This is a genomic window from Micromonospora sp. CB01531 (assembly GCF_001905095.1).
Classification (GTDB): domain Bacteria; phylum Actinomycetota; class Actinomycetes; order Mycobacteriales; family Micromonosporaceae; genus Micromonospora.
Genome location: NZ_LWLS01000046.1, coordinates 150,732 through 172,839 on the forward strand (window position 1 = coordinate 150,732; position 22,108 = coordinate 172,839).

General features: G+C 75.7%; 18 protein-coding genes. 8 read left to right on the forward strand and 10 right to left on the reverse strand.

Annotation, left to right across the window (positions count from 1 at the left end):
* Window positions 1-353 precede the first annotated feature (353 nt).
* Genes A6A27_RS08075 through A6A27_RS08085 form a run of 3 tightly spaced genes read left to right on the forward strand, consistent with a single transcriptional unit; the run spans window position 354 to window position 5,182 of the window.
* Entirely contained in the window at window positions 354-1,403 is a 1,050-nt protein-coding gene (locus A6A27_RS08075) for an AAA family ATPase (RefSeq protein WP_073833913.1), read from the forward strand.
* Between the two features lies 1 nt (window position 1,404).
* Window positions 1,405-2,703, forward strand: coding sequence for a DUF58 domain-containing protein (locus tag A6A27_RS08080; protein WP_073833914.1), 1,299 nt, complete (start codon window positions 1,405-1,407; stop codon window positions 2,701-2,703).
* Window positions 2,704-2,719: 16 nt separating this feature from the next.
* Complete coding sequence (locus tag A6A27_RS08085; RefSeq protein ID WP_073833915.1) at window positions 2,720-5,182, forward strand: transglutaminase family protein; 2,463 nt, start codon at window positions 2,720-2,722, stop codon at window positions 5,180-5,182.
* A gap of 160 nt (window positions 5,183-5,342) precedes the next feature.
* Here A6A27_RS08085 and A6A27_RS08090 read toward each other — a convergent pair whose 3' ends face one another.
* From A6A27_RS08090 to A6A27_RS08125, 9 genes are all read right to left on the reverse strand, one after another.
* Window positions 5,343-5,735 (reverse strand): DUF3040 domain-containing protein, encoded by a 393-nt coding sequence (locus A6A27_RS08090; protein ID WP_073833916.1) that lies wholly within the window; start codon window positions 5,733-5,735, stop codon window positions 5,343-5,345.
* 115 nt (window positions 5,736-5,850) lie between these two features.
* A complete protein-coding gene (locus A6A27_RS08095; RefSeq protein ID WP_073833917.1) occupies window positions 5,851-7,110 on the reverse strand; it encodes a DNA polymerase IV in 1,260 nt (419 codons plus the stop codon).
* 139 nt (window positions 7,111-7,249) lie between these two features.
* Entirely contained in the window at window positions 7,250-8,413 is a 1,164-nt protein-coding gene (locus A6A27_RS08100) for an alkaline phosphatase family protein (RefSeq protein ID WP_073833918.1), read from the reverse strand.
* Window positions 8,410-9,159, reverse strand: coding sequence for a methyltransferase domain-containing protein (locus A6A27_RS08105; protein WP_198940229.1), 750 nt, complete (start codon window positions 9,157-9,159; stop codon window positions 8,410-8,412). Before A6A27_RS08105 ends, A6A27_RS08100 begins: the two co-directional genes overlap by 4 nt.
* A gap of 14 nt (window positions 9,160-9,173) precedes the next feature.
* Complete coding sequence (locus A6A27_RS44895) at window positions 9,174-9,350, reverse strand: hypothetical protein (RefSeq protein WP_198940230.1); 177 nt, start codon at window positions 9,348-9,350, stop codon at window positions 9,174-9,176.
* Window positions 9,351-9,552: 202 nt separating this feature from the next.
* Window positions 9,553-12,933 carry an error-prone DNA polymerase gene (locus A6A27_RS08110; protein WP_073833920.1) on the reverse strand — a complete coding sequence of 1,127 codons (3,381 nt, stop codon included), beginning with the start codon at window positions 12,931-12,933 and terminating at the stop codon, window positions 9,553-9,555.
* A 24-nt stretch (window positions 12,934-12,957) separates the two neighbouring features.
* Window positions 12,958-14,679 carry a DNA polymerase Y family protein gene (locus A6A27_RS08115; RefSeq protein WP_073833921.1) on the reverse strand — a complete coding sequence of 574 codons (1,722 nt, stop codon included), beginning with the start codon at window positions 14,677-14,679 and terminating at the stop codon, window positions 12,958-12,960.
* A 67-nt stretch (window positions 14,680-14,746) separates the two neighbouring features.
* A complete protein-coding gene (locus A6A27_RS08120; protein ID WP_073833922.1) occupies window positions 14,747-15,505 on the reverse strand; it encodes a hypothetical protein in 759 nt (252 codons plus the stop codon).
* Between the two features lie 143 nt (window positions 15,506-15,648).
* Complete coding sequence (locus A6A27_RS08125; RefSeq protein ID WP_073833923.1) at window positions 15,649-16,146, reverse strand: SAV_6107 family HEPN domain-containing protein; 498 nt, start codon at window positions 16,144-16,146, stop codon at window positions 15,649-15,651.
* A gap of 550 nt (window positions 16,147-16,696) precedes the next feature.
* Between A6A27_RS08125 and A6A27_RS08130 the strand changes: the two genes are divergently transcribed.
* Genes A6A27_RS08130 through A6A27_RS08140 form a run of 3 tightly spaced genes read left to right on the forward strand, consistent with a single transcriptional unit; the run spans window position 16,697 to window position 19,442 of the window.
* On the forward strand, window positions 16,697-18,094 hold the full coding sequence (locus A6A27_RS08130; protein WP_073833924.1) for a ferredoxin reductase family protein: 1,398 nt from the start codon (window positions 16,697-16,699) through the stop codon (window positions 18,092-18,094).
* Between the two features lie 20 nt (window positions 18,095-18,114).
* Entirely contained in the window at window positions 18,115-18,615 is a 501-nt protein-coding gene (locus A6A27_RS08135; protein ID WP_073833925.1) for an FMN-binding protein, read from the forward strand.
* 14 nt (window positions 18,616-18,629) lie between these two features.
* Entirely contained in the window at window positions 18,630-19,442 is an 813-nt protein-coding gene (locus tag A6A27_RS08140; RefSeq protein WP_143193932.1) for an FAD:protein FMN transferase, read from the forward strand.
* Here A6A27_RS08140 and A6A27_RS08145 read toward each other — a convergent pair.
* The gene (locus A6A27_RS08145) at window positions 19,424-20,614 is read right to left on the reverse strand and encodes an FAD-dependent monooxygenase (protein WP_073833926.1); all 1,191 of its coding nucleotides are present in this window, start codon (window positions 20,612-20,614) and stop codon (window positions 19,424-19,426) included. The genes A6A27_RS08140 and A6A27_RS08145 overlap by 19 nt on opposite strands.
* A gap of 66 nt (window positions 20,615-20,680) precedes the next feature.
* On the opposite strand from A6A27_RS08145, the gene A6A27_RS08150 reads away from it, so the two are divergent.
* Together A6A27_RS08150 and A6A27_RS08155 are read left to right on the forward strand one after the other, a co-directional pair.
* Complete coding sequence (locus A6A27_RS08150) at window positions 20,681-21,424, forward strand: TetR/AcrR family transcriptional regulator (RefSeq protein WP_241825145.1); 744 nt, start codon at window positions 20,681-20,683, stop codon at window positions 21,422-21,424.
* A gap of 112 nt (window positions 21,425-21,536) precedes the next feature.
* The gene (locus tag A6A27_RS08155; protein WP_073833928.1) at window positions 21,537-22,046 is read left to right on the forward strand and encodes a YbaK/EbsC family protein; all 510 of its coding nucleotides are present in this window, start codon (window positions 21,537-21,539) and stop codon (window positions 22,044-22,046) included.
* The last annotated feature ends 62 nt before the right edge of the window (window positions 22,047-22,108 follow it).

Sequence of the window (22,108 nt, forward strand, 5' to 3'; positions counted from 1 at the left end):
TCCTGCGGGCACAAAAAAGCCCCTCGCGCAGGAGGGGCCGCCGTGCTGTCGCGCGTTCAGCGCATCAGCACGGCTGGGTAAGAAGCAGGAAGACTCCGGCCATGTCCGGCAGTGTACCCCGCCTGCCCAGCGACTATCTCGCCCGATCCACGGGGAGGGACTCGTCCCCCGGTCCGGCGAATATTTCGGGCGTAACCGACCGACCGGCTGCGGGGGTCGGCGACAACGACAAACATGGTTAGCCTGAGAGGCCAGTGAGATTTCTGCGGCAGACGTGGCTCGACGTCGCGAACCAAACGGCGGGTCCAGGTGCTCTATTCAGCGCTGCCGTCCAGGCGACGAGGAGGAGGCCCGTGACACAACAGACCTGGGACGAGGTGGGCGGTCTGCTGCCGCACGACGAGTTCCGCGCCGCCAGCGAGGCCATCGTGGCCAACATCGAGCAGGTGATCGAGGGCAAGACCGCCACGGTCCGGCTCGCCCTGGCCGTGCTGCTCGCCGAGGGTCACCTGCTGATCGAGGACGTGCCCGGCGTCGGCAAGACCAAGCTCGCCAAGGCCCTGGCCCGCTCGATCGACTGCTCGGTGCGGCGGATCCAGTTCACCCCCGACCTGCTGCCCAGCGACGTCACCGGGGTCAGCGTCTACAACCAGGAGACGCACGACTTCGAGTTCCGGCCGGGCGCGGTCTTCGCCAACCTGGTGGTCGGCGACGAGATCAACCGGGCCTCGCCGAAGACCCAGTCCGCCCTGCTGGAGTGCATGGAGGAGCGGCAGGTCACCGTCGACGGGGTCACCTACCAGCTGCAGACCCCGTTCATGGTGATCGCGACGCAGAACCCGATCGAGATGGAGGGCACGTACCCGCTGCCGGAGGCGCAGCGCGACCGGTTCACCGCCCGGATCGCGATGGGCTACCCGGACGCCGGCGCCGAGCTGGCCATGCTGGACGGCCACGGGGCCACCGACCCGCTGACCGAGCTGCGCCCGGTCTCCGACGCGGCGACCGTCCGCCAGCTGATCGGCCACGTCCGGCAGGTGCACGTCGCCGACGCGGTCAAGCAGTACGCGATCGACCTGGTCACCGCCACCCGCGAGGCGCCCGACCTGCGGCTCGGCGCGTCCCCGCGGGCCACCCTGCAGCTGCTGCGCACCGCCCGCGCGGTGGCCGCCCTGGAGGGCCGGGACTACGTCCTCCCCGACGATCTGCAGGCCCTCGCGGTGCCGGTGCTGGCGCACCGGATCATCCCGACCGCCGACGCGCAGCTCGCCCGGCGCACCACCGATGCGATCGTCGCCGAGCTGGTGCACCGGCTGCCGCTGCCGAACGACCGCAAGCGCTCCCCGTACGACACCCGGCCCGGCGGCACCGGTCGCGGGCCGTACGAGCCACGGAGGCCGTGAGGTGCGCGACGGGCTGCGAGGACTGACCACCCGCGGCCGCTCGTTCCTGGCGGCCGCGGTCGCCGCGGCGATCTCCGCCGGCATCCTCGGCGAGAAGGACCTGCTCCGGGTAGCTGTCCTGCTCGCCGTCCTGCCGCTGCTCGCGGCGGCGTACGTGGGGCGCAGCCGGTACAAGCTCGCCTGCAGCCGGTCCCTCGAACCGCACCGGGTGCCGGTCGGGGCCAGCTCCCGGGTGGTGCTGCGGCTGCAGAACCTGTCCCGCCTGCCGACCGGCACCCTGCTGCTGGAGGACCGGCTGCCGTACGCGCTGGGCAGCCGGCCCCGGGTGGTGCTGGAGCGGCTCGGCGCGCACCAGGCCAGCTCGGTGGCGTACACCGTCCGGGCCGACGTGCGCGGCCGGTACGAGGTGGGCCCGCTGGTGGTCCGGCTGACCGACCCGTTCGGGCTCTGCGAGCTCAGCCGGGCCTTCCCCAGCATCGACCACCTCACCGTGATCCCGCAGGTCACTCCGCTGCCCGCGGTCCGCCTCCCCGGCGAGTACGCCGGCAGCGGCGACAGCCGGGCCCGGTCGGTCGCGGTGCACGGCGAGGACGACGCGGCCACCCGGGAGTACCGGGTGGGCGACGACCTGCGCCGGGTGCACTGGAAGTCCACCGCGCGCACCGGCGAGCTGATGGTGCGCCGGGAGGAGCAGCCCTGGGAGAGCCGGGCCACGGTGGTCCTGGACACCCGTGCCGCCGGCCATCGGGGCGACGGCCCGACGGCGAGCTTCGAGTGGGCGGTCTCCGCCGCCGCCAGCATCGCCGTGCACCTGCGCCAGGCCGGCTACAAGCTGCGCCTGGTCACCGGCTCCGGCGCGGACGTGGGCGCCACCGAGGCGGCCGGCGACGGCCTGCTCCTCGACCACCTCGCCGAGGTACGCCTCGACAGGCGCGGTGAGCTCGCCACGCTGGTGCAGCAGGTCCGGCAGCGGGCCGACGGTGGCCTGATCATCGCGCTGTTCGGCACCCTGAGCACCGCCGAGGCGGAGCTGCTGGCCGGGCTGCGCGGCAACGGCGCGACCTGCGTCGGCTTCCTGCTCGACAGCACCACCTGGCTCAACCTGCCGGGGAAGGCCCGCAGCGAGGCCGAGCACGCGCACGGCACCGCCGCGCTCGCCCTGTTGCACAGCGGGTGGCGGGTGATCGGCGTGGAGCACGGCAACCGGCTGCCCGTGCTCTGGCCGCAGGCGGCCCGCGGCTCGCAGGGCTTCGCGCTGCGGGCGGCGCTGGCCGAGACGGTGGCCGGAGGCGTGCGATGACCGGAAGGGTGGTCACGTGACCGCGCACCGCAACCTGGGCTTCGTCGCCGCCGCGGCGACGCTGCTGGCGGCCGCCCCGCTGTCGGCGATCTTCCTGCGCTGGACGTGGCTGATCGAGGCGGCCATCGTGGTCGCCGTGGTGGCCGGCGCCGCCGCGCTGAGCCGGCTGGCCCGGGCACCCCTGTGGGGTCAGCTCATCGCCATGCTCGCCGGCCTCACGCTGGGCCTGACCTGGGTCTTCCCGGGCGGCACCGAGCTGCTGGCGTTCCTGCCCACCCCGAGCACCTTCGCCCACTTCGGCGACCTGCTCGGCGCGTCGATGCAGGACATGCGCACCTACAGCGTGAAGGTCGACGACGTCGACTCGCTGCTCTTCCTCACCGTGCTCGGCGTCGGCGGCGTCGCCGTGCTGGTGGACGTGCTCTCCGTCGGGCTGCGCCGGCCGGCGCTGGCCGGGCTGCCGATGCTGGCCATCTACTCGGTGCCGGTGGCGGTCTACGTGGACGACGTGCCCGCCACCCCGTTCGTGGTGGGTGCCTGCGGCTTCCTGTGGCTGCTGGTCACCGACAACGTCGACCGGGTACGCCGGTTCGGCCGCCGGTTCACCGGGGAGGGCCGGGACGTCGACGTCTGGGAGGCCTCGCCGCTGGCCGCGGCGGGTCGCCGGCTGGCCGTGGTCGGGGTCGCCCTCGCGGTGGCGCTGCCGCTGGCCGTGCCCGGGATGACCAGCGGCCTGCTGAACGCCGCCGGCAACGGCACGGGCGACGGCAACGGGCGGCCGGGCCAGGGCAACTCCGGCCGGATCGACCTGTTCGCCGCGCTCAGCGGCCAGCTCAAACAGAGCACGGTGACCGAGCTGGTCAAGGTCACCACCAACGAGCCGGCCCCGTTCTACCTGCGCTTCGGCGTGGCCGACGACCTGCGTCCGAACGGCTTCCGGGATCGCACTCCCACCGGCCGGGCGGTGAACCAGGCCCTGACCGACCCGACGGAGCGGGCCGGCGTCGAGCGGCAGCGCTACCGGGCCACGGTCGAGGTGTCGAAGAGCCTCAACATGCCACTCCTGCCGGTCTACGCACAGCCGGTCAAGACCGAGGACCTCGGCCGCAGCTGGCGCTACGACACGAGTCTCCAGGTCATCTTCTCCGACCGGGAGAACTCGCGGGGCAAGCGGTACTCGTTCGACTACGTCCGCTCGACGTACAGCCCGTCGGCGCTGCGCGCGGCGCGCTCACTGCCGACCGACGACCCGCTGCGGCGCCAGCAGACCGCCACGCCGGGGGCGCCCGCGGTCGACCAGTTGGTCAGGCAGCTCGTCAAGGGCAAGCAGAACGACTACGACAAGGTCCGGGCGATCTACGACTACTTCTCCGTGGAGAACGGGTTCACCTACTCGCTCTCCACGCGGGACGGCACCAGCGGGGAGGACATCACCGACTTCCTGTCCACCAAGGCGGGCTTCTGCCAGCAGTACGCCGGCGCGATGGCGTGGCTGGTCCGGGCCGCCGGCATCCCGGCCCGGGTGGCGTTCGGCTTCACCAACGGCACCCGCTCCAGCGGCGGCACGTACGTGCTGACCAACCAGAACCTGCACGCCTGGACCGAGGTCTACTTCGGCAGCGGGATCGGCTGGGTGCCGTTCGACGCCACCCCGGCGGCGAGCGTCCCCGGGTCGGTCCGGTCGGCCTGGGCCCCCGACACCGAGGCGCCCGAGGAGGCCACCCCGTCGACCGGGGGCGCCGCCGCCCCGGACGGGGCCGACGCCTCGGCCGGCCCGAACAGTCCCGACCGGCTCGACAAGGACGCCGACCAGGGCCTCTCGGTCGGCGACGGCGGTCCCACCCAGCAGTCGCCGGTCTGGCCGTGGTGGGTCGCCGGGGCGCTCGCCCTGCTGGTGCTGCTCGCGGTGCCGGCGCTGCGCCGCTCCGCGCTGCGTCGGCGCCGGCGGGTCCGGGTTGCGGCGCCGCCGGCCACCGCGCTCGCCGCCATCCCCGGCCAGCGCGGCGAGGTACGCGACATCGTGGTCGGGGTGGACGCCGACCGGGCCCGCGCGGACGCCCACGCCGCCTGGGACGAGCTGCTCGACACCCTGGTGGACTTCCAGGTCCGGGTCGACCGGACGGAGACTCCCCGGGCGACCGCCGAGCGGCTGGTCCAGGAGACCCTCACCGAGGACGCCGGGGCGGTGACCGGGGTGCGACTGCTCGGCCGGGCCGAGGAGCGGGCCCGCTACGCCCGCGACCCGCTGGCCGGCGAGGAGCTGCACCCGGCCCTGCGGTCGGTACGCGGGGCACTGGCCGCCCGGGCCGACCGGCGTACCCGGATCATGGCGGCCCTGCTGCCGCCGTCGGTGCTGCTGCGCTGGCGGACCACGGTGTCGGAGCGGTCCGCCCGGCTGGTCACCGCCGGCGGGGAGGTGCGGCAGCGGCTGCTCCGGTGGAGCCCGCGGCGGCTGCTGGCGGGCCGTCCGGCCCGGTGAACCGGCACGGCGACACGAGCACGCTGCGTCCTGGAAGTGGTGGTGTCCGGATCCACCGGATGCCACCACTTCCGCGATGCAGCGTGAGATGCTCGCCGGTGGACGGGCCCACGGCGACACGCCGTCGCGGTGGCCCCCCGCCGTCAGCGGTCCGAGCCGGTCAGCGGTGCCCCTCCGGGCGCTGCCGCCAGCGGTCCTCCATTCGGTCGAGGAACGAACCCCGCCGGCCGGTCCGGCCACGGGTACGCCGGCTCGTCGTGCCGCCCACCACGTGCAGGTCGGGCGACTGGGCGCGCCGGTGCGACTGCACCGCGTAGCCCAGTGAGGCCAGCATGACGACGAAGCCCGCCACGGCCAGCGGGGGCGTCTTGATCACGGCACCGTAGATCAACAGGGCCAGACCAGCGATTACCACGCCGGCAGCGACGAGCAGGCGACGCCGCGCGTGGAAACGCGGGTCGCTGGCGCGCACGGCCGAGGCGAATTTGGGGTCCTCGGCAAGCGACCGCTCGATCTGCTCGAACAGCCGCTGCTCGTGCTCCGAGAGCGGCACGGCACTCCTCCCCGGTCACGTTGGTCGGCCCGGTCGGGCCGACAGACCGTGGCAGCCAACCGGCTGCTTACCCGCAAGTCTACGAGGGGGCTCGCGCGTCGGAAAGCGGGACGACCTACGGCCGGGTCGGTTTTTCGACTCGTCGCGGATCACGCCTCCCGAGAAGACTGGCCGGACCTATGACGGACCGCCCGAATCGGGCAGCCGCCGCGTCGGTGGCCACCTCCGCCTCCCGCCAGCCGCGCTCCGGCGCGCCGAGGGTGAGCTGCCGTGGGGTCTCCGCCACGGTGGCGAGCCCCTCCATGCGTACGCCGACCAGGCGGACCGGCTCGCCGGCGGCCAGGGCGGTCCAGAGGGCCCAGGCCGTGTCGAACATCTCCCGGGCGGTGTCGGTGGGCACGGTGAGGGTGCGGGACCGGGTGACCGTGCGGAAGTCGGCCAGCCGGACCTTGAGCGACACCGTCCGACCCACCTGGCCGGCGGCGCGCAGCCGGGCCCCGACCTTCTCGGCGAGGGCCAGCAGGGCGCGGCGGATCTCCACCGGGTCGGTGACGTCGACGTCGAAGGTGACCTCCGCGCCGATCGACTTCTCCACCTGCTCCGGCGAGACCCGGCGCGGGTCCCGACCCCAGGCCAGCTCGTGCAGGTGGGTCGCGGCCGCCTCACCGACCGCCCGCCGGAGCAGGCCGAGCGGCGCCTCGGCCAGGTCGCCCACGGTGTTCAGGCCGAGCCGGCGCAGCGTCTCGGCGGACCGCTCCCCCACTCCCCACAGCGCCCCCACCGGCAGCGGGTGCAGGAAGTCGAGCACCCGGGCGGCGGGCACCACGAGCAGCCCGTCCGGCTTGGCCCGGGTGGAGCCCAGCTTCGCCACGAACTTGCTCGGCGCCACCCCGACCGAGCAGGTCAGCCCCTGCTCCTCGGCGACCCGGCGGCGGATCAGCCGGGCGATCCCGGCCGGGGAGCCGAAGAGCCGGCGGGCGCCGGCCACGTCGAGGAACGCCTCGTCCAGGGAGAGCGGCTCGACCAGCGGGGTGACGTCCCGGAAGATCTGCATCACCGCCCGAGAGGCCGGCGAGTATTGCGTGAAGTCGGGCGGCAGGTAGACCGCGTCCGGGCAGAGCGCCCGGGCCCGCGCGGTCGGCATGGCGCTGCGGACGCCGTACCGTCGGGCCTCGTAGCTGGCCGAGCTGACCACCCCGCGCGGCCCCACCCCGCCCACCACGACCGGCCGGCCGCGCAGCTCGGGCCGGTGACGCACCTCGACGGAGGCGAAGAACGCGTCCATGTCGACGTGCAGGATGGGGCAGTCGGTGTCGTCGGCGTCCGGCCCGAAGCGCGGATCACCGCCCCGAGGCAACGACTGGCTGCGGCCCATTCCCGCACGCTAACCGCCCGGTCCGACAACCCGCCCGCCACCCCGCCCGAGCCGCCCGCCACGAACCGCGCCGGCGGCGACGCCAGGCGCCTCCTACCGTGAAGCTGGGCGGATCTTGCGGGCGCCGGGGGCGGGCGGGTCAGCCGCGGATGGTGAGCAGTGGGATGATCATCTCGGCGGCGGTGTCGGCGCCGTGGTACGCCACCAGCCGCGACTCCATCGGCTTCTCCGAGCGGGTGGCGACCACGGCGTACGTGTCCCGGCAGACCACCACCACGTCGCCGATCCGCTGCAGGTGCTCCTCGGCCACCGGCCCGAACCAGCCGGTGGCCACCGCCTCGTCCCGGGTCGTCACCCACGCGACGCCGTCCAGCACCGCCGACCAGGCGGCCACCACGTCGGCCGTGGCGCCCGGCTCGACGTGCAGGTAGCGGACCCGGGGCTCACCGGCGACCACCCGAACCCCCGCCCGCAGCCGGGGATCGGTGTCCAGGTCGATCCGGTGGCCCGCCGGCACGTTGAGCTGCCCGTGATCGGCGGTGACCAGCAGCGCGGCGTCCGGCGGCAGCCTGTCGACCAGCCGGACGAGCAGCCGGTCCACCTCGGCGGCGGCCAGCCGCCACGGCACGGAGTCGACGCCGCTCAGGTGTCCGTGCCGGTCCAGGTCCGGGTGGTACCCGGAGACCAGGGTCGGCCCGGCGCCGGCCGCGAGGGCGGCGAGCATCTGCCCGGCGAGCGCGTCGACGCCGGACGCCCCCCGGTAGTCGCCGCCCCGGTTCGCGGCCAGGGTCAGGCCGCTGCCGCCGTACTCGGGGCGGCTGACCACGGTCACCGCGACCCCGGCGGCGCGGGCCCGCTCGTACTGGGTGGGGACGGGCTGCCAGCGCAGCGGCTCCGGGTCGCCGGCCCACTCGATGTGGCTGAGCACCCGGTCGGTGTCCGGGACCCGGACCTTGAAGCCGAGCACCCCGTGCGCGCCGGCGGCAACGCCGGTGCCGAGGGTGACCAGGCTGGTCGGGGTGGTGGAGGGAAATCCGGAGGTGAGCGGGGTGGCGACGGTGGCGGCCAGCCCGGCCAGGGTCGGGGCGTACGGGGTGGCGGCGGGGATCTGGTACCAGCCGAGCCCGTCGACCAGCAGGACCGCGATCCGGCGTACCCCGGCCAGCCGGGGCGCCAGACCGAGCAGGTCGGCCGCGCCGGGCACGCCGAGCACCGCGAGCGCGCTGGGCAGGACGTCGGCGAGGCTGCCGCCACCGTAGCGGGGCGCGACCGGGGCGAGCGGATCCACCGCCGGGCCGGTCATACCGGGCGGCGGGCGAACAGGTGCAGCTGGGCGGCGATGTCCCGGTACGGCGGCCGGGCCGCCAGGGCCCGTTCCAGCTCGACCAGGGCGGCCGGCTGACCGTCCGCCACGGCGGCGGGCAGCAGGTCGGCCAGGACGCGTACGCCGTGGATCTCCTCGACGGTGAGCCCGGCGGCGCTGAGCAGGGCGGCGGCGCCCTCGGCGTCGTACCGCCGACGCAGGGTGTCCCGCGGGCCGGCGCTGCCGTCCGGGTCGGCGGCGAGCGCGGCGGCCACGTCGAGGTGGCCGTTCATCGCGCGGGTGAGCACCGCGGCAGCCCGCCCGGCGACCAGGACGCTGGCCGCGCCTCCGTGGCGCAACGCGCCGACCAGGGCCGAGACCACCGACGCGGGGTCGTCGACGACCTCCAGGACGGCGTGGCAAAGCACCAGGTCCATGCTGGCCGGCTCGACCAGCCCCGCGAGCGCGTCACCGTCGCCCTGCACCGCGCGTACCCGGTCGGCGACCCCGGCCTCGGCGGCGCGGCGGGTCAGCGCGGCGAGCGCGTCGGGACTGGCGTCGACCACGGTGACGTGGTGGCCCGCCTCGGCGAGCGGGACGGCGAAGCCGCCGGTCCCGCCGCCGACGTCGAGCACCGTGAGCCGCTCGCCCACCCGGCGCTGCAGCTCGGCCCGGAGCACCGCCCAGATCACGGCGGTACGGGGGGTCAGGGTTCGGGTCTGCTCCACCCCGCCGAGCCTAGTCACCCGCGCCAGCGGGGTCAGGACTCGCCGCCTCCGGCCGGGTCCTCCTCGGCGCGGGAGCGGTGGGCGTTGGCGACCGGCCCGTCCGTCACCGGGTATTCGTGCACCTCGGTGTCGTGCGCCGGGACCCAGTCCGCACCGAGCCGGGTCCGTCGGGCGTTGGCGACGCCGCGGTGGGTGTTGCTCCCCGTCATCGTTCTCCACCTTTCCCGCGTGGGCCGCTCTGCCCACGCCGGCGGACCGTATCTCCGGCCCACCGATCCAGGAAACGGAAATGTGGCCCACGACATGCCCTCTGCCGGGCCGGTGTGGCGAAGGTCTCCACGACGTGGGCCTGGTGCCGGCGCGCCGTCGGCGCCGGCACCGGGCTCGCCCCGCCGTCCGGCTGAGGCGAGGTCAGCGGAAGTCGCGGGAGGCCGGCGTGACCGGCGGGTCGATCGCGTCCAGCCGATCCGCGGTGAGGCTGGTGACCCCCTCATGCCGCTGCAACCGGCCCCGCACCACCAGCGCCCCGCTGGTGCGGGCGACCCGCCGGTAGCGCTGCCAGAGCCCCGGCGAGCAGGTGACGTTGAGCATCCCGGTCTCGTCCTCGAGGTTGAGGAAGGTGACCCCGCCCGCGGTCGCCGGCCGCTGCCGGTGGGTGACGATCCCGCCGACCCGGATCCGCTGGCCGGGCTCCACCCGGCCGAGCCGGGCGATCGGCACCGCGCCCAGGGCGTCCAGCCGGTCCCGGATGAACCGGGCCGGGTGGCTCTCCGGGGACAGGCCGGTGGCCCAGACGTCGGCGACCAGCCGGTCCACCGCCTCCATCCCGGGCAGGGTGGGCGGGGTCGCGCCGGTCACCGTGCCGGGCAGCCGGCCCGGCCGGTCCTGGGCCGCCGCGCCGGCGGCCCAGAGGGCCTGCCGCCGGGTCAGCCCGAAACAGGCGAAGGCGTCCGCGGTGGCCAGCGCCTCCAGCTGGGCGGCGGTGAGCCCGACCCGTCGGGCCAGGTCCGGCATGTCCCGGTACGGCCCGTGGGCCGTCCGCTCCGCCTCGATCCGCTCGGCCACGTCGTCGCCGAGGGTGCGTACGCTGCTCAACCCGAGCCGGACCGCCGGGCCGCCCAGCCCCCAGGCGTGCGGCGGCTCCCCCGGCTGGCTCCCCCACCGGGTCTCCGGCGTGGACTCCAGCACCGCCTTGGCGCCGCTGGCGTTGATGTCCGGCCGGCGTACCTCGACGCCGTGCCGGCGGGCGTCGTCGACCAGGGTCTGCGGCGAGTAGAAGCCCATCGGCTGGGCGTTGAGCAGGGCGGCCAGGAACGGGCCCGGGTGGTAGCGCTTGAGCCAGGAACTGGCGTACACCAGGTAGGCGAAGCTCATCGCGTGGCTCTCCGGGAAGCCGTAGCTGGCGAAGGCGGTGAGCTTGCGGTAGACGTCGTCGGCCAGTTCGCCGGTGATGCCCCGCTCGGCCATCCCGGCGTAGAGCCGGTCGGCGATCTGCGCCATCCGCTCCACCGAGCGCTTCGCCCCCATCGCCCGGCGCAGCTGGTCGGCCCCGGCCGCGTCGAAGCCGGCTAGGTCGATGGCGAGCTGCATGAGCTGCTCCTGGAACAGCGGCACGCCGAGGGTCTTCTCCAGCGCGTTGCGCATCAGCGGGTGCGGGAACGTCACCGGCTCCTGCCCGTTCTTGCGCCGGATGTACGGGTGCACCGAGCCGCCCTGGATCGGGCCGGGACGGATCAGCGCCACCTCCACCACCAGGTCGTAGAAGGCGCGGGGCTTGAGCCGGGGCAGGGTGGCCATCTGGGCGCGGCTCTCCACCTGGAACACCCCGACCGAGTCGGCCCTGCAGAGCATGTCGTAGACCTCGGGGTCGTCCAGGGTCATGTCGCCCAGGTCCAGGCTCATCCCGATCATGTCGTAGCCGTAGTGCAGCGCGGAGAGCATGCCGAGGCCGAGCAGGTCGAACTTGACCAGCCCGACGGCGGCGCAGTCGTCCTTGTCCCACTGCAGGACGCTGCGGCCGGGCATCCGCCCCCACTCGACCGGGCAGACCTCGATCACCGGCCGGTCGCAGATCACCATGCCGCCGGAGTGGATGCCCAGGTGCCGGGGGAACCTCTGCAGCTCGTTGGCGTACGCCACCACCTGCTCGGGGATGTCCGCCACGTCCACCGTCGCCACCGAGCCCCACCGGTCGATCTGCTTGCTCCAGGCGTCCTGCTGCCCGGGCGAGAAGCCGAACGCCTTGGCCACGTCCCGCACCGCCGACCGGGGCCGGTACGAGATGACGTTGGCGACCTGAGCGGTGTACTCCCGGCCGTACCGGGCGTAGACGTGCTGGATCACCTCCTCCCGGCGGTCGGACTCGATGTCCACGTCGATGTCGGGCGGGCCGTCGCGTTCCGGGGCGAGGAAACGCTCGAAGAGCAGCCGGTGCCGCACCGCGTCCACGTTGGTGATCCGCAGCGCGTAGCAGACCGCCGAGTTGGCCGCCGAGCCCCGGCCCTGGCAGTAGATGTCCTGCTCGCGACAGAACGTGACGATGTCGTAGACCACCAGGAAGTAGCCGGGGAAGCCGAGATCCTCGATCATCCGCAGCTCGTGCTCCAGCTGCGCGTACGCCTCCGGGTGCGCCTCGGGCGGGCCGTAGCGTTCCCGGGCGCCGTCCATGGTCAGCCGGCGCAGCCAGCTCATCTCGGTGTGCCCGGGCGGCACCGGGTACGCCGGCAGCTTCGGCGCGACCAGTTGCAGGTCGAAGGCGAGTTCCGCGCCGAACTCGGCGGCCCGGGCCACCGCGCCCGGGTACGCGGCGAACCGCGCCGCCATCTCCGCACCGCTGCGCAGGTGGGCGGTGCCGGCGGCGGGCAGCCAGCCGTCGATCTCGTCCAGGCTGCGCCGGGCACGCACCGCCGCCACGGTGGTGGCCAGTCGACGCCGGCCCGGGGTGGCGTAGTGCACGTTGTTCGTGGCGACCGTGGGCAGCCCCGCCGCGTCGGCCAACTCGACCAGGGCGTCGTTGCGGTCGGCGTCGATCGGGTGGCCGTGGTCGGTCAGCTCCACCGCCACCGTCTCGGCGCCGAAGAGCTCGGTGAGCCGGTCCAGCTCCCGGGCGGCGGCGTCGACGCCCTCGGTGAGCAGGGCGCCGGGCACGTGCCCCTTGCGGCAGCCGGTGAGCACCAGCACGTGGTCGCGCAGCTCCGCCGCGACCTCCTCCAGCTCGCCGTAGACCGGGCGGCCCTTCTCGCCGCCGCGGAGCTGGGCGCGGGAGATGGTGGCGGCCAGCCGGGCGTACCCCTCGTGGCCGTGGGCGAGCACCAGCAGGTGCGACCCGTGCGGGTCGGGCTCGCCGTTCTGCGGGCCGGGCAGCCCGAGGGAGAGCTCCGCGCCGAAGACCGTCGGCAGGTGCAGCGCGCGGGCCGCCTCGGCGAACCGCACCACGCCGTAGAAGCCGTCGTGGTCGGTGACGGCGAGCGCGGTGAGCCCCAGCCGGGCGGCCTCCTCGGCCAGTTCCTCGGGGTGGCTCGCGCCGTCGAGGAAGCTGAAGTTGGAGTGCGCGTGCAGCTCCGCGTAGGGCACCGGGTCGTCCGGGCGGGGCAGTTCGGGCGGCTCGTACTGCTGCCGCTTGCGGCTCCACGCCGGGGAGTCGCCGCCGTCGGCGTCGACCGCGAGCGGGTCCACCACGTGCAGGTGCCGCTCGTCCCGGGACCGCCCCTTGCCGGACCGCCCACCGCGGGGTCGGCCGGAGAGCACCTGTTCCAGCTCCGACCAGGACAGATTCGGGTTGTGGAAGCTCACCGGCCTGGCCCGGCCGCTCGGCGCTCAGTCATAGATCGCCTCCACCAGCCACTGGCCGCCCTCGACCGCGAGCAGCAGGGCGGTGCCGTCGGCCAGGCAGACCTGGAACCGGGCCCGGCGCCGGGCCTCGGCCGGCGCCCACCAGCGCTCGTCCACCGGCCACGGGCCGGCCCAGCCGACGATCTCGGCCGGCCGGCCGGTGCCGACGACCAGTCGCGCGGGCGGGGCGCTCACCGCCAACCGGGCACTGACCACGACGGGCTCACCCGCGGCGTCGTGCACGGTGGCGAGGAGCGGGGTCGGCAGCACCACGGCCGGCGCGGGCGGCGGAAGCCGCCCCGGCCAGGGCGGGACCGGCGCCCCACCCGACCGCGCCACCCCGGATCGGGTGGAGGTACCCGACGGACCCGCCGCACCCGGGCGCGGCTCGCCGCCGGGCGATCGGGCGGAAGCATCGGCCGTCCCGGCCGGCAGCGGCGGCCCGCCCGCGGGGCCGGCGGGCAGGGGCGGTGGGCCGGGGCGGGCGGGCAGTCGTTCGTCGCCCCACGGGACCAGGCGTACCTGGTCGGCCGGGGAGCGTCCGCCGCCGAGCACCGGGGTGACCACCGCCTCGGGGCCGAGGATGCCCTGCACCCGGCTCAGCGCGCGGTGCGCCCGCTCCCGCTCCTCGCCGGTCTCCCCCCACAGCCCGGGTTGCAGGCCGGCCTGGGCGAGCACCCCGTCCGGCACCAGCCGCAGCCGGATGATGCCGGCGGTGGGGCGGGCCGGGCGGGCCCCGCCCCGGCCGTTGCTGCCGGAGAGCCAGCCGTCCAACTGCCAGCGCACCCGGTCGGCGATGGCCGCGGCGGTGAGCAGGCCGTCGTGCCGCCAGACCCGGTGCAGCTCCTGGCCGTGCGCGGTGACCGCCTCGATGCCGAGCCGGGTGCAGGCCAGCCCGTACGCGGCGAGCCGCTCGTGCAGCTGCTCGGCCAGCGTCCGGGCGGCGAACGCCGCGGCGTCGACCCGGTCGATCGGCTCGTCGTACTCGGCGGTGACGGTCAGGTCGGCCGGCGGCTGCCGGACCGCGAGCGGCCGGTGGTCCCGGCCGGCGGCGAGCCGGTGGGCCAGCGCCCCGTCGAAGCCGAACCGGGCCAGCACGTCACCGGCGGGCAGCGCGGCGAAGTCCCCGAGGGTACGCACCCCCAGCCGGCGCAGCAGGTCGGTCAGGGCCGGCCGGCCGAGCGCCTCGACGGGCAGGGCGGCCAGGAACTCCGCGGTCCCGCCGGGCGGCACGATGCGCCCGTCCCGGGCGGCCAGCCCGGCGGCGAAGACCCCGTCGGCGACACCGACCTGGCTCTCCACCGCGCAGGTCTGGGCGACGTGCTCGACGATCCGCTCGGCCGCCGCCTCCTCCCCGCCGAGGTAGCGGCTCGGCCCCCGCGCGGCCAGCGCGCAGGCGCCGGGGCGGATCACCTCGACCCCGGCGGCCACCTCCTCGACGGCGGCCACCACCGGCTCGAACGCCCGGGCGTCCCGGCCGGGATCATGGTCAACGACGGTGAGCTGCGGGCAGCGCCCCTGCGCCTCCCGCTTGCGCAGCCCCCGGCGTACGCCCTCGGCGCGGGCCCGCTCGGAGCAGGCGACCACCCGGTTGGCGTGCAGCACCGCGACCGCGTCGGTGGCGGGCACCCCGTCGACGATCTCGGCGGCGAGGACCGGCCAGTCCGGGCACCAGAGCAGCAGGGTCCGCACCGGCGCCCCGGTCATGCGGCCACCTCGCTCCGCTCGGCGGCCGCAGGAGGCTCCCCTGAGCTGTGCCTGATGGTTCGCTCGCTCATGCCGACCCGACCGCGGTGAGGGCAGCCGGGGCGGGCGGCGCCACCACCCGGAGCCGGGGCGAGGTGGTGCGGGCGGCGGCACCGGTCGCCCGGGGGATGACCCGGGTCAGCTCGTCGCCGGGCAGCCAGACCTTGATCTCCTTGGGGCGGGCGGCCGCGCCCCGCCCCCGGGCCGAGACGGTCACCTCCCGGCGGCGCAGCCGCCCCCGGCCCGGGCCGAGCCCCTCCCAGACCCCGCGGACCACCTGGAGCGTGACGTCCGCGCCGTCCCACCGGCCGTACGGGACGAGCACGCTGCCGCGTTGCCGGGCCCGGGCGGCCAGCCGGTTGGCGACGGAGGCGGAGACCGTGGCCGGCACGGCGGTGACCACCACGTCGACCCCGTCGATGAGCGCGGCGACCACGGTGGGCCACTCGGGCCCGGGGTGCGGCACCAGGGCGAGCCGGTCCAGGGCGATCCCGGCCTCGGCCGCCGCGCCGGCCCCGAAGGTGGGCACGCCGACCACGGCGCACCAGGAGCCGGCCCGGGACGCCTCGGCGAGCAGGGCGAGGATCAGCGACGTCCCGCCGCTGCGCCGGGGCTGCCCGACGCCGACCGCGATGGTGCTGCCGCGCCGCAGCCCGCGGTTGGGCAGCAGCCCGGTCAGCTCGGGCCGGACGGGCAGCACCCGGTGGCCGCTCGCCGGGTCGGGCGCGCTCGCCGGGCGCACCAACTCGGCCAGCGCGGCGGAACCGACCACCATGCGGCCCGCCATCCGACCTACCCCCTGTCGTGTGTCGCCCACGGGTACGCCCCGTGGTGGTGCTGCTGGATCTCCATGTGCGGCGGACGCCGCCGGACCGGGCACGGCGACGTCCGGCCACCCGCCTCCCCGCCGAGTGGCCGGACGTCGCCGGGTCAGGCGGCGGCTGCTCCAGGTCGCGGCGTGGCGTCGGACACGCCGAGCCGGAGCGGCCGCTGCAGACCGTCGAGCGCCGGTTGCCGGCCGAGCGCGGTCTCCACCACGGCCACGAACTCCTCGGCGGCGCGGAGCAGGTCGTCGGCCTCCCGGGCGCTGACCACCCGGGGGATGCCGGCCTCGGCGGCGGCCCGCTTGCTCGCCCCGGCGGCGAAGTAGCCGGCCCACTCGTCGAGCTCGGGGGCGACGGTGGAGAGCAGGACCCAGACGCTGGTGATCCGGTTGCGCCGGCCGGGCGCGGGGCGGGCGCGGGCGGCGAGCAGCGCGGCGGCGGCGCGCAGCGCCGCGAGGTGGGCGGCGGCGTACCGGAGGCCGTCGGGGCGGGTCCGGGCGGCCTCGGCCAGCCCGTGGCGGGCCACCGCGAGCAACTGGGCGGGGGTGCGGTGCGGCAGCACGTGCGCGGGCACCGTCGGGGCCTGGGCCGGACTGGTCGGCATGGTCTCTCCTCCGCGTGGGCCGGGGCGGGCGGCCGCGTGACGGATCGGATCCGTCGGCGGGACGCCCGGAGCGGGCGGTGCGGAGGAAGACGCACCAGGTGGGGGGCCGGCCGGGTGTGGATGCTTCCCCACACCACACCCGGCCGGCGTACCGGCGGGTCCGTCGCCCGCCGCCCGGGGGTCGTGGGCGGCGGGCGACGATCCTGCCTGACGGGTCCGGACTCGCGACTGTCCGGAGCCCGGTGCGGTCCGCGGAACCGCACCTCCTCGGGAGCCGGCGCCGCGAAACACCCCTCCCGGGCGTTGGAACGAACGTACGACCGAATCGAACACTCGTTCTAACTGCCCTGACAGTACACCTCCCCTCCGACGAAAATGCAACGTGTGACGCGCCCGGGCGTGCCGATCACCCCCGGCCCGGCGCGTCGCCCGGGACACGCGAGAGGTGAGCCGGATTCTCAGCCGGCCCACAGCTTCGGCAAAGGGCGCGTCGAGTTCCCCGGCCCAGAGTGGGCTTCATGAACGTGAGCCGAACCGAAGAAACCCGCCGGTGACCGCCGCCGTCGCCGACCGGCGGACCGGGCGCCGTACCCTGCCGGCGGTCCCCGCCTGGTGGGCCGACGTCGCCGGCACGGCCGCGGTGCTCAGCCTGCTGGTCGTCACCGCCCTCTGGACCGCCGACCGCGGGGTGCAGGAGCTGCTGGGCGGCCTCGCGACCGGCCTCACCTCGCTCGGCCGGCTCGCCGGTCTGGTCAGCGCCGACCTGATGCTCATCCAGGTGGTGCTGATGGCCCGGGTGCCGCTGATCGAGCGGCGCTTCGGCCAGGACCGGATCGCCCGCTGGCACCGGCTCGCCGGCTTCACCTCGTTCCACCTGCTGCTCGCCCACGTGGTGCTGACCATCCTCGGGTACGCCGGCACCGCCCGGCAGGGCGTGCTGGCCGAGACCTGGGACCTGGTCGTCACGTACCCCGGGATGCTGCTGGCCACCGCGGCGCTGGCCCTGCTGGTGCTGGTGGTGGTGACCTCGATCCGCGCGGCCCGGCGCCGGCTGCGCTACGAGTCCTGGCACCTGCTGCACCTGTACGCGTACCTCGGCGTCGCGCTGGCGCTGCCGCATCAGCTCTGGACCGGCGCCGACTTCGTCGGCTCGGCGGCGGCCCGCGCCTACTGGTGGACGGTCAACCTGCTGGCGCTGGCCAGCGTGCTGGTCTACCGGCTCGGGCTGCCCGCCTGGCGGTCGCTGCGGCACCGGATCGAGGTGGCCGCGGTGGTGCCCGAGGCGCCCGGGGTCACCTCGGTCTGGCTGCGCGGGCGCGACCTGCACCGGCTGCCCGCCCGGGCCGGCCAGTTCCTCCGCTGGCGGTTCCTGGACGGCCCCGGCTGGTCCCGGGCGCACCCGTACTCGCTGTCGGCGCCGCCGAACGGGGACCTGATGCGGATCACCGTCAAGGACCTCGGCGACGACAGCGCCCGGGTGGCCACCCTGCGCCCCGGCACGAAGGTGCTGGTCGAGGGGCCGTACGGGCGGCTGACCGGGGAGCACTGGCGCGGCGGCGGGATCACCATGCTCGCCTGCGGGGTCGGGATCACCCCGCTGCTGGCACTGCTCTGGGAGCTGCCGTACGCCCCCGGCGAGGCGGTGCTGCTCTACCGCGCGCGCACCCCGGCGGACCTGGCCTTCCGGGCCGAGCTGGACCAGCTCGCCACCGAGCGTGGGCTGGTGGTGCACCATCTGGTCGGCCCGCGGGCGGCCCGCCCGGCGTGGCTGCCCGCGTACGCCGAGGGGCTGTCCGACGCGGAGGCGCTGCGCCGGCTCTCCCCCGGCATCTCCGGTCACGACGTCTTCCTCTGCGGACCGGACGGCTGGGTCGACGCCGCCCGCGCCGCGACCCGCGCGGCGGGGGTTCCCGACGCGCACACCCATCACGAACGGTTCGCCTGGTGACAGGCACGAAAGGAGGATCCGTGCGACGGATCACCCTCTGGCTGCTCTCCACCGTGGTCGCGCTGGTCCTGCTGTTCAGCTACAAGACCAGCACCATGGGCGCCGGCGGGGGGAACAGCGCGATCGCCTCCGGCTCCGACGGCTCGGCCGGCAGTTCCTGGACCGGCACGGACGACGGCTCCACCGGATCCGGTTCGTCGAGCGGCGATCCGTCGGGCGGCAGCGACAGCACGTCCGGCGGCAGCGGCACGGTCACCGGGTCGGTGGCGCAGACCCGGTGGGGGCCGGTGCAGGTCCGGATCACCGTCTCCGGCGGGAAGATCACCGACGTCACGACGGTGCGGGTGCCGGACGGCAACCGCCGGGACCAGGAGATCAACGACTACGCGGTGCCGGTCCTGCGGCAGGAGGCCCTGGCCACGCAGAGCGCCCGGATCGACACCGTCTCCGGGGCCACCGTCACCAGCGACGGCTACCGCGAGTCCCTCCAGTCCGCGATCGACGCGGCGCACCTGAAGTGAACGGGGTGGCGACGATGAACCTGACGATGGAACTGGACCGGCGGGCCTGGGTGGTGCAGGTGATGGGGCTGCCGGTGAGCGTGCACCTGCGCGGACCGGAGGTGCACACCGACGCGGTGGCGGCCCGGGTAGAGCGGGTCTTCGCCGAGCTGGGTGAGGTGGACGCGGTGTTCAGCACGTACCGGCCGGAGAGCGTGCTGGGCCGGCTCGGCGGCGCGCTGCCCGACCCGGCCACCGCCGAGCCGGTGGTGCGCGAGGTGGTGGAGCTCTGCGAGCTGGCCCGCGCCCGCACCGGCGGGTGGTTCGACGCCCGGCGCCTGCCGCTGCCCGGCGGCGGCACCGGCTTCGACCCGTCCGGGCTGGTCAAGGGATGGGCGGTGGAGCGCGCCGCCCGGCACCTCGCCGATCTGCCCGAGCACGACCTCTGCCTCAACGCCGGCGGGGACGTGCTGCTGCGTACCGCGCCGGGCCGGCCGGCCTGGCGGGTCGGGGTGGAGGACCCCGACCACCCCGAGCGGATGCTCGACGTGGTCGAGCGGGCGGGCGGCGCCGTCGCCACCTCGGGCACCGCGCGGCGCGGCGCGCACATCCTGGACCCGCGCGCCGGCCGGCCCGCCGAGGCCGTCCGGTCGGTCACCGTGGTCGGCCCCGAGCTGCTCTGGGCCGACGTGTACGCCACCGCGGCCGCCGCCCGGGGCGCGGACGCACTCGACTGGCTGGCCACCCTGGACGGCTACGCGGCCCTGCTGGTGGACACCACCGGCCGGGTCCGGGCCACCTCGAACTGGCCCGGCTCCCGACCAGCCGTTCAGACCCGCGCCGCGTAGTCGGGCAGGTCGGCCTCGGTGGCCAGCGACCCGGTGCTGCGCACCAGCATCGACTGGACCGGGCGGGCGGCCAGCAGCCGGTCGCGCAGCCACAGCCCCCAGCCGCTGGCCGGGGCCAGGAAGTGGCCGGGGTTGGCGCCGCGCTGCCAGCGGGACGCGTACCCCCGCATCCGCCGCTCGTACGCCGGGAGCGCGACCCGGTGGTCGCCGCCGGCCAGGGCCAGCTCGCCGGCGAGCACGTACGCCCCGACGAGGCCGGTGCCGACCCCCATCCCGCCGAGGGTGACCCCCCACGCCGCGTCGCCGAGCAGCACGGTCCGGCCGGTGTGCCAGTGGGGCACGCGGACCCGGGCGATCGCGTCGAAGTAGAGCTCCGGCGCGGCGCGCAGGCCGGCCAGCAGCCGGGGCACGTGCCAGCCCAGCCCGGCGAAGGCGTCGGCGATCAGCGCCTTCTGCCGGTCGGGGTCGAGCCGGTCGTGGTCCTGCCGGGGCCCGGCGAAGACGGCCAGGGCGGTGGCCCGGTCGGGGTCGCGCGGATCGGCGGAGACGCTGGCCATCCGGCCGGGCACGTTGTACTGCCGGGGGACGGCGTCCGCCCCCAGGTCGTTCGGCAGGTCCCAGCCGGCCAGGTGGTAGCCGAGGTGGGTGACGTACGCCGACTCCGGGCCGAGGGTCAGCCGGCGCACCCCGGAATGCATGCCGTCCGCGCCGACCACCAGGTCGACCGTGCGGGAGGCACCCCGGGCGAGGTCGACGTGCACCCCGTCGCCGGTGTCGGTGAGCGCGGTGATCTGGTCGCCGAACAGGTACTCGACCCGGTCGGCGCCGCGCTCGTACAGGATCCGGGACAGGTCCCGGCGGCGGACCTCCAGCTCGCCGCCGGCGAACTCGGCCGGCAGCCGGAAGATCTCCCGGTCGTGCTCGTCCACCCGGCTCATCGCGCCGGCGTGGGTCTGCACCGCGCGCAGCTCGTCGAGCACCCCCATGGCGGCGAGCACGCCGAGGTGGGTCGGCCCGCGGAAGTCGACCGCGAAGCCGCTGGTCCGCAGCGCCGGGGCGGCCTCGACGACGATGACCTCGGCCCCGTGCCGGGCCAGCCACCAGGCCACCGCCGGGCCGGCCACCCCGGCGCCGGAGACGAGCACCCGGAAGCCGCGCAGTGAAGAGGACATGTCTTCCCCCTTGGGATCTAAACTGTGTCCGTCAGATACAGAGTACTGTAGACACAGTTTCGATCCGTGGACAAGTGTGAGGTGCGCGTGGAGACCGGTGGCACCGACAACCGACGGCTCTACGAGCTGCTGTGGGGCACGCCCAGCGGGCCTCGCCGGGGCCCCCGGCCCACGCTGACCCTCGACGCGATCGCCCGGTCCGGCATCGCCATCGCCGACGCTGACGGGCTCGACGGGCTGACCATGCAGCGGGTCGCCGAGTCGCTGGACGTCACCAAGATGGCCCTCTACCGGTACGTGCCCGGCAAGGCGGAGCTGGTCGCCCTCATGCTGGAGACGGCGATGGGCGAGCCGCCCCCGCCCCGGACGGGCGCGGACTGGCGCGGGCAGCTCGACGACTGGGCCCGGCAGTTGTTCGATCGGTTCCGCCGCCATCCGTGGGCCAACGCGGCGACGGTCGGCCCCCGGCTGCCCGGCCCCAACGAGCTGGCCTGGTTGGAGCGGGTCGTCGCCGCACTGACCGGCACCGGGCTGACCGGCGGCGAACAGCTCGACGTCGCGGTGCTCCTGGTCGGACACGCCCGCAACCTGGCCCAGCACGCGACGGCGACCGCCGAGACGCCCAGACAGCCTCGGGAGGCCGGGTTCGCCACGCTGCTGCGGGGCCGGGAGGAACGCTTCCCGGCGCTCGACGCCGCGCTGCGCTCGGCCGCCGCCGAGGCCGCCGGCGACCAGGCGCTCGACTTCGGCCTCGCCCGCATCCTCGACGGCATCGAGGCGCTGATCGCCGCCCGCGCCGCCACCCGTTGACCATGAAGTTGTTGCCGCGACACGCCCGGGGACGAGGGCGACAACATCATGATCGACGCACCGGGGCGGGGCGGGACGGGCCGGACGGGGTGAGGCAGGGAGAATGAGCGGCATGCAGCCACACCCGAACGTGCCGGCGGTACACCCGAACGTGCAGGCGGTGCAGCGGACGCTCGACGACGCGGACGCCCGCGACGGCTCCGGCGGGCCGAGCCAGGTCCGCCTGCTGCCCGAGGCGGTGCACACCGCCTCGGCGGCCGCCGAGGCGCTCGGCGTCGGCGTCGGCGCCATCGCCAACTCGCTCGTCTTCGACGCGGACGACGCGCCGCTGCTGGTGCTCACCTCGGGCGCGCACCGGGTGGACACCGCCGGGCTGGCCGCGTCCCTCGGGCTCACCCGGCTGCGCCGGGCCACCCCGGAGTTCGTCAAGCGGCACACCGGTCAGGTGATCGGCGGGGTCGCCCCGGTCGGCCACCCCCGGCCGCTGCGCACCGTGGTCGACACCGCCCTGCGGGCGTACGACGAGGTGTGGGCGGCCGGCGGCGTGCCGCAGGCGGTCTTCCCCACCACGTACGCGGAGCTGCTGCGGATCACCTCCGGCGCCCCCGCCGAAGTGGCGTGAGCGAGCGAACCATCAAGCTCAGCAGCGAGGCGGCTCGCGCCGCCGCGGGGCGAAGCGGGGCG

Bases quoted from the DNA above. Each gene is read 5' to 3' on its own strand.
- A6A27_RS08095 (WP_073833917.1), bottom strand. From the start codon at position 7,110: ATGGGCCGCAGCCAGTCGTTGCCTCGGGGCGGTGATCCGCGCTTCGGG.
- A6A27_RS08100 (WP_073833918.1), bottom strand. From the start codon at position 8,413: ATGACCGGCCCGGCGGTGGATCCGCTCGCCCCGGTCGCGCCCCGCTAC.
- A6A27_RS44895 (WP_198940230.1), bottom strand. From the start codon at position 9,350: ATGACGGGGAGCAACACCCACCGCGGCGTCGCCAACGCCCGACGGACC.
- A6A27_RS08115 (WP_073833921.1), bottom strand. From the start codon at position 14,679: ATGACCGGGGCGCCGGTGCGGACCCTGCTGCTCTGGTGCCCGGACTGG.
- A6A27_RS08120 (WP_073833922.1), bottom strand. From the start codon at position 15,505: ATGGCGGGCCGCATGGTGGTCGGTTCCGCCGCGCTGGCCGAGTTGGTG.
- A6A27_RS08125 (WP_073833923.1), bottom strand. From the start codon at position 16,146: ATGCCGACCAGTCCGGCCCAGGCCCCGACGGTGCCCGCGCACGTGCTG.
- A6A27_RS08140 (WP_143193932.1), top strand. From the start codon at position 18,630: ATGAACCTGACGATGGAACTGGACCGGCGGGCCTGGGTGGTGCAGGTG.
- A6A27_RS08145 (WP_073833926.1), bottom strand. From the start codon at position 20,614: ATGTCCTCTTCACTGCGCGGCTTCCGGGTGCTCGTCTCCGGCGCCGGG.
- A6A27_RS08155 (WP_073833928.1), top strand. From the start codon at position 21,537: ATGCAGCCACACCCGAACGTGCCGGCGGTACACCCGAACGTGCAGGCG.